The sequence below is a fragment of the Streptomyces sp. NPDC004647 genome (assembly GCF_040609575.1).
Classification (GTDB): Bacteria; Actinomycetota; Actinomycetes; order Streptomycetales; family Streptomycetaceae; genus Streptomyces.
The window spans coordinates 43565-50495 of sequence record NZ_JBEXKU010000024.1 but is presented as its reverse complement, the minus strand read 5'-3'; the positions used below and the strand labels follow the sequence as shown (position 1 = coordinate 50495).

The window sequence follows — 6931 nt, the reverse complement described above, 5'->3', positions numbered from 1 at the left end:
CGGACCGCCCCCTGTCGGTTGGACCGCCCGGTCAGTCGGACCGCCCCCTGTCGGTTGGACCGCCCGGTCAGTCGGACCGCCCCCTGTCGGTTGGACCGCCCGGTCAGTCGGACCGCCCCCTGTCGGTTGGACCGGCCGGTCAGTCGGACCGGCCCCCGTCGGCCGGATCTCCGTTAGTCAGGCCGCCCCCCGTCGGCCGGACCGCCCCCCCGGCAATCGGTCCGTGCCCCCGCACCGGACCGCTGCCCGTGGTCAGCCGGACCGCTTCACCCGAGCCTCACCGCGAAGGCGGGTACCGTCACGGACTCGTCGTCCAGGCACCGGCCGCTGGCGAGGTCGAAGCGCTGCTTGAGGAGCGGCGAGGCGACGAAGGGACGGCCGTCCGCCGTACGCCCGATCAGCCCGCGCGACAGGACGTACGCGCCCGTGAACGGGTCCCGGTTCGAGATCGCGTACGCGCTGCCCGCGCGGTCCAGGAACACCGCGACCTGGCTGCCGTCCTCCAGCAGCGCGGCCACCCCGCGCCCGGGGGTGAGGTGAGCGAGGTCGCAGACCGCGAACCAGCGCTGATCGACCAGTAGTTCCACTCTTACGGTGGTCTTGTCCGGTGCGAGCGTCATCGGGCAGAGCTCCCTTCGAGGGTGCGGACAACAAGGACGGGGCGAGAGCCGAGGCCAGGGCCGGAGCCGGGACTGGCGCCCGGGCCTGGGACGGCCGGTAGGCCTGGGACGGCCGGTGGATCCGGATGTGTCACCGGGTCGTACGCGTGTACGCGTCGCACCTTCATCAGGCAGGGCTCCCCTCGAGGGTGCGGATGGGAAGAACAGGACCGGCCAGTACGGTCAGGTCCGGCTTCACCTGGTCGCGCTCGGCCACGAACTGCACGGACGGGTCCGGCGTGCCCGGAGCGTTGACGAAGGACACGAAGCGCCGCAGCCGCTCGGGGTCGTCGAGCGTCGCCGCCCACTCGTCGCGGTAGTGCGCCACGTGGTCGGCCATCAGCTCCTCCAGCTCGTCGCACAGCCCGAGCGAGTCGTGCACCACCACATCCCGTACGTGGTCCAGCCCGCCCTCGATCCGCTCCAGCCAGGCTGAGGTGCGCTCCAGCCGGTCGGCGGTGCGGATGTAGAACATCAGGAACCGGTCGATCAGCCGGACCAGTTCGGCATCCGACAGATCCTGGGCCAGCAGGTCGGCGTGGCGCGGATCGGCGCCGCCGTTGCCGCCGACGTACAGATTCCAGCCGTTGGACGTGGCGATCACGCCGAAGTCCTTGCCGCGCGCCTCGGCGCACTCGCGCGCGCAACCCGAGACGGCGGACTTCAGCTTGTGCGGGCTGCGCAGCCCGCGGTAGCGCAGCTCCAGGTCGATCGCCATCCGGACCGAGTCCTGCACGCCGTAGCGGCACCAGGTCTGCCCCACACAGGATTTCACCGTGCGCAGCGCCTTTCCGTACGCGTGCCCGGACTCGAAGCCGGCGTCGACCAGCCGAGCCCAGATCGGCGGCAGCTGGTCCACGCTCGCGCCGAACAGGTCGATCCGCTGACCGCCCGTGATCTTGGTGTACAACCCGAAGTCCCGCGCCACTTCGCCGATCACGATCAGTTTCTCGGGCGTGATCTCGCCGCCGGGGATGCGGGGCACGACCGAGTACGAGCCGTTGCGCTGCAGGTTGGCGAGGAAGTGGTCGTTGGTGTCCTGGAGAGCGGCCTGCTCGCCGTCCAGGACGTAGCCGTCGGCGCCGATCGAGGGCGCGAGCGAGGCGATGATGGAGCCAACGGTCGGCTTGCAGATCTCGCAGCCGTCGCCGCCGCGGGCCTCCTCCCGCCCGTGCTCGTCCAGCACGCGCGCGTACGCCGTGAGGCCGCGCACCCGCACGATCTCGTACAGCTCGGCGCGGGTGTGCGCGAAGCAGCCGCACAACCCCTTGTCCACGGTCACGCCCCCCGCCTCCAGCTCGTCATTGACGAGGGTGGTGAGGACCTTCACACAGCTGCCGCAGCCCGTACCCGCCTTCGTGCACTTCTTCACGGCGGGGACATCGGTACAGCTGTGCTCGGTCACGGCGGAGCGGATGGCGCCCTTGGTGACGTTGTGGCAGTTGCAGATGACCGCCTCGTCGGGCAGCGCGGACGGGCCGATGGCGGCAGGTGCGCCCAGCCCGGCGGGGAGGACCAGCTGCTCGGGCTGGATCGGCGGTACGGATCCGGTGAGCGGGCGCAGCATCCCGTACGCCTCGGCGTCGCCGACCAGCACACCGCCCAGCAGGGTGCCGTCGGCGCCCACGACGAGCTTCTTGTAGACACCGGAGCGGGAGTCCGCGTAGACGACGTCGAGGCAGCCGGGGGAGGTGCCGTGCGCGTCGCCGAAGGAGGCCACGTCCACACCGAGCAGCTTGAGCTTGGTCGAGGTGTCGGAGCCGGTGAACGCGCTGTCGGCGCCGGTGATGGACCGGGCGGCGGTCTCCGCCATCTCGTAACCGGGAGCGACGAGTCCGTACACGCGGCCGTCGGCCGCCAGCGCACACTCGCCGATCGCGTAGACGGCGGGGTCGGAGGTGCGGCACTGCTCGTCGACCGTGATGCCGCCGCGCTCGCCGACGGTCAGGCCGCTGTCGCGGGCGAGCTGGTCACGGGGGCGGACGCCCGCCGAGAAGATGACGAGGTCCGTTTCGATGGACGAACCGTCGGACAGCTCCATGCCGGTGACCGCGCCGTTGTCGTCGACCGTGATCGCCTTGCCGCCGACGCCGGTGTGGACGGAGAGGCCCATGTCCTCGACGGTGCGGCGCAGCGCGGTGCCGCCGCCGTCGTCGACCTGGATGGCCATCAGCCGCGGATTGAACTCGACGATGTGGGTCTCCACCCCGAGCCCCTTGAGCGCGCCGGCCGCCTCCAGCCCGAGCAGGCCGCCGCCGACGACGGTGCCGACGCGGGAGTTCTTCGCGTACTCCTCGATCTCGAGCAGGTCCTCGACGGTGCGGTAGACGAAGCAGCCGGTGGCGTCCTTGCCGGGGACGGGCGGTACGAAGGGGTACGAGCCGGTCGCGAGCACGAGCGTGTCGTACTCGATCACCAGTCCGGCGCGCGAGGTGACCGTGCGCGCGGCGCGGTCGATGGTCTGCGCCGGGTCGCCGAGGTGCAGCTCGATACCGTGCCGCGTCATGAAGTCCGGCTCGACGAGGGAGAGTTCCTCGGGTGTCGTGCCGGAGAAGTAGGAGGTCAGCTGGACCCGGTCATAGGCGGGGCGCGGCTCCTCGCAGAACACGACCACCCGTGCGTCCTCGGTGACGCCCCGGTCGGCCAGCGCCTCGAGGAACCGCTGGCCGACCATCCCGTGGCCGATCAGCACGATCGTCGGAGTGGACATCAGGAGCCTCCATCATTGGTGAGCAGGTGGAGCAGCGGAGCGGAGGGCAGCGGCTCGTCGCCCTCCCAGGTACGGGCGAGCGCGCCAACGGTGCCGAGATCGCCGAGCAGGATTCCCCCGATGAGCCGGTCCCCGCGGACGACGACCTTGCGGTAGGCACCGCGGGTGGCGTCGGAGAGGTGGACGACGTCGTCGCCGGGGGAGGGGTCGATCTCGCCGAACGCGGCGAGGTCGAGAGGTTGGCCCGGCACGGATCCGGTCAGGGTGAGCCGGGTCAGGGAACGGGTGCCGGTGTAGCTCCGGCCTTGGGCCGGTGCGGTCTGGACGTCGGGGGCCGGTGCGGTAGGCGCGTCGGGGGCCGGTGCGGCGTGGGCGTCGGGGCTGTGTGCGGCGTGGGCGGCAGGGACCGGAGCGGTGTGGGCGGTGTGGTCCGGTCCGGCGTGGATGCCAGGGCCCGTTCCGTCGGGTGCGGTACGGGCCGCTCCGGCCTGGAAGCCGGGGGCGTCGTGGGCGTCGGGGGCCGGTCCGGCGAGGAGCCGGGCCAGCACGTCGGCCTGTTCCTGCGCCGGTCCCGCCAGGCCGTAGAGAACCCCGTCGTGCTCCGCGCAGTCGCCGATCGCGTGGATGCGCGGGTCTGACGTGCGCAGCTCGTCGTCCACGACGATGCCGCGCTTGACGGTGAGCCCCGCGGCCTGGGCGAGGCCTACGCGGGGGCGTACGCCGCAGGCCAGGACGATCAACTCCGCGTCGAGGCGGAAACCGTCGGCCAGCTCCACGGCGGTGACGGTCCGTACGGACCCACGTACGGACCCTGATCCCGTTTCTGCCGCCCCTGCCGGTTCCGCCGGTCCCGTCGGCTCCGTCTCCTCCGTCGGCCCGGTCAGCAGCCCGCGGACCCGGCACTCGGTGTGGACCTCCACCCCCAGGGCCTCCACGTGCTGCCGCAGCAGCTGTGACGCGCCGGCGTCCAGCTGGCGCTCCATGAGGTGCTCGCCCTGCTGTGCCAGAACGACCTGTGCGCCGCGGCGGGCCAGCGCCCGCGCCGCCGATACGCCCAGCAGCCCGCCGCCGATGACCACGGTCCGTACGCCTGGGCGTACTGCGGTAGCCAGCGCCAGACAGTCGTCCATCGTGCGGAACGCGTGCACGCCCTGCGGCAGGTCGTGGCTGTCCGGCTCGAAGAGGCCCCGCAGGGGCGGGAGCACCGGGTTCGACCCCGTGGCGAGCACCAGCGAGTCGTACGGCACGCACTGTCCGCCGTCGCACAGCACCTCGCCCGCCGCACGGTCGATCCGTACGGCTCGTACGCCGCGCAGCCAGCGGGCCGCGGACGGCGGCGTGGGCAGCGCGACCACGTCGGGCGAGTAGCGACCGGCGAGGACATCCGCGAGGAGTACCCGGTTGTAGGGCAGGTGGGGCTCCTCGCCGATGACCGTGACGTCGAGCGCGTCGCCGTACGCGGCCAGCTGCTGCACCAGCCGGGCAGCGGCCATGCCGCCGCCGACCACCGCGATGCGGTGGCCGCTGCGACGGGTGCGGGCATTCTTCGCTGTGGCCATATGCGAAGCCTGCGTCGTGCTCGTTTCCCGCCCGCATCACCATTGTTTCCCGTGCGCAACGCTGCCCTCAGCGACCGGGGGGCATGGCTGTGAGCCCAGATCTCGGCGAGAGGCCACCCGGTGCCGGATGTGTGCGCGCGCTGCGCGTACGTAACTCGCTCGGTACGCGCGCAGGCAACGCAGGGCGCTTAAGGCGCGCACCGAGGTGCGTACGCGCACACACACGCAGACACGCAAGCGCGCGCGTACGGCTGTGTAGGCCCGTCTCTACGTGTCTCCATGCGCGCGGAGGACCCGCGTCCCTGTCAGGCCCTCTCCACGCGCGCGGAGCACCCGCGTCCGCACGTACGCCTGCATACATGACTGCGCATACATGCCTGCCACTCACTCCATCAGGGTTGAAGTGATCTCCGATCCGGCGTATGCATGAGTTATGCATGATATGCGGCTGGAGAACCTGCTGGGAGCAGCGGCACTGACCGTCTCCGATCGGCTCACCAGAGCCGCCGCGGATGCCGCGGGCGTCAGCGCGAGTGGGGCGGCAGCCCTGGTGACGCTGCTGACGTCCCCCGGAGTGGGTGTCACGGAGCTGGGGTCCCGGATCGGGCTCAGCCAGCCTGCCTGCGCCAGGATGCTCGATCAGCTGTCGGCCCGGGGCCTGGTCACACGCCGGTCGGGCAGCGGGCGCGTGGTCCCCGTGGAGCTGACCGAAGCGGGTCGCGACGCGGCGCGACGGGCGCTGTCCGCGCGTCAGCGGCAGCTGAACGCGCTCGTGGACCACCTCACCGAGGAACAGCGCGAGGCCTTGGCGGCCGGACTGGTGCCGCTGCTGGACGGACTGTTCGACGCGGTGGGCTCGGAGTACGTGCTGTGCCGCCTGTGCGACCGCAAGGCGTGCGTGGCAGGTGGCCGGCAGTGCCCCGTCGGGGCGGCGGTACGGGTCCGTGGGGGAGGTTGAGCGCGGTGGGTGAGCTGCTCGCGCTGTCCTCAGCGGTCTGCTTCGGATCAACGCACTTTGTGAACGGCCTGGTCTCGCGCCGCGCACACGGCATGACAGTGGCCCTCTACGCGCAGATCGGCGGGACGGCCCTGAGCGTGATCGCCGCGTCGGCCGGCCCCAGTGGCGCCCCCGGGGTGCAGGCCCTGGGCTACGGAGCCCTGTCCGGCCTCGGCACGGGTGTGGGAGTGGCGTTTCTGTACCGGGCGATGAGCAAGGGCGCGATGAGCGTGGTCGTTCCGCTCAGCGATGTGGGCGCGGTCGCCTTGCCGGTTCTGGTGGGGCTGGCGTTCCTCGGCGAACGGCCGCCGTCGCCGGCAGTGGTGGGCGTCGTGGGGGCGCTGCCTGCGATCTGGCTCGTCTCAGGCGGCTCCGGTCCCCGAAGCGAGCGGCCCGTCGGGGTGGTGGGGGTCGGGGATGCACTGGTGGCCGGGGTGGGCTTCGCGGCCCAGTATCTGGCCATCGCCCGGGTGCCGGTGGAGGCCGGGCTGTGGCCGGTGGTGGCCAGCCGTGTGATGTCCGTCGCGGTCGTCGCCGTACTGCTGTGGCACGTACGGGGTCCCTGGCGGCTGCCGTCCGCACGGCTCTGGGTTCCGGCTCTGGCAGCCGGGGCCGTCGGCACGGTTGCGCTGGTGCTGTACCTGGCCGCCACGCAACAGGAACTGATGGCCGTGGCCACAGTCCTCTCGGCTCTCTACCCGGTCATCCCCGTTGTACTGGCCCTGGTGTTCCTGCACGAACGCGTCAGCCGCGGTCAGGCCCTGGGCCTGGCCGGCGCGGGGACGGCGATCGCGTTGATCGCCTTGCAGTGAGGTACGGCGGCCGGATGGTGGTCAGCTGTGGTGTGCGGGGCGGGTCGTTTCCGGCGAGGGCGAGGGCGAGGGCGAGGGGTGACAAGTGAGGGCGAGGGTGACGGGTGAGGGGGACCGGCGGCCGGCGACTCGGGCAGCCGTGCAGCCGTGCAGCCGGGCAGCCGGGCATCCGGACTTCTTGGCGCCGCCGGCAC

At 72.0% G+C, this 6931-nt stretch carries 5 protein-coding genes; 2 read left to right on the top strand and 3 right to left on the bottom strand.

Going from position 1 to position 6931, the window contains the following annotated elements:
- Positions 1–266: 266 nt before the first annotated feature.
- From nirD to ABZW18_RS13420, 3 genes are all read right to left on the bottom strand, one after another.
- Positions 267–620, bottom strand: a complete 354-nt coding sequence (gene nirD, locus ABZW18_RS13430; protein WP_356186380.1) for a nitrite reductase small subunit NirD — start codon at positions 618–620, stop codon at positions 267–269.
- A gap of 166 nt (positions 621–786) precedes the next feature.
- A complete protein-coding gene (nirB, locus tag ABZW18_RS13425; RefSeq protein WP_356186377.1) occupies positions 787–3369 on the bottom strand; it encodes a nitrite reductase large subunit NirB in 2583 nt (860 codons plus the stop codon).
- Positions 3369–4928 carry an FAD-dependent oxidoreductase gene (locus tag ABZW18_RS13420; protein WP_356186374.1) on the bottom strand — a complete coding sequence of 520 codons (1560 nt, stop codon included), beginning with the start codon at positions 4926–4928 and terminating at the stop codon, positions 3369–3371. Before ABZW18_RS13420 ends, nirB begins: the two co-directional genes overlap by 1 nt.
- A 433-nt stretch (positions 4929–5361) precedes the next feature.
- On the opposite strand from ABZW18_RS13420, the gene ABZW18_RS13415 reads away from it, so the two are divergent.
- Both ABZW18_RS13415 and ABZW18_RS13410 read left to right on the top strand, forming a co-directional pair.
- Positions 5362–5886: a MarR family transcriptional regulator gene (locus ABZW18_RS13415; RefSeq protein ID WP_356186371.1), complete on the top strand. Its 525-nt coding sequence runs from the start codon at positions 5362–5364 to the stop codon at positions 5884–5886.
- Between the two features lie 5 nt (positions 5887–5891).
- On the top strand, positions 5892–6737 hold the full coding sequence (locus ABZW18_RS13410) for an EamA family transporter (protein WP_356186368.1): 846 nt from the start codon (positions 5892–5894) through the stop codon (positions 6735–6737).
- The last annotated feature ends 194 nt before the right edge of the window (positions 6738–6931 follow it).

Excerpts from the sequence above, each read along its gene's own strand:
- ABZW18_RS13415 (WP_356186371.1), top strand. The coding sequence starts at position 5,362 with ATGCATGATATGCGGCTGGAGAACCTGCTGGGAGCAGCGGCACTGACC.
- ABZW18_RS13420 (WP_356186374.1), bottom strand. The coding sequence starts at position 4,928 with ATGGCCACAGCGAAGAATGCCCGCACCCGTCGCAGCGGCCACCGCATC.
- nirB (WP_356186377.1), bottom strand. The coding sequence starts at position 3,369 with ATGTCCACTCCGACGATCGTGCTGATCGGCCACGGGATGGTCGGCCAG.
- nirD (WP_356186380.1), bottom strand. The coding sequence starts at position 620 with ATGACGCTCGCACCGGACAAGACCACCGTAAGAGTGGAACTACTGGTC.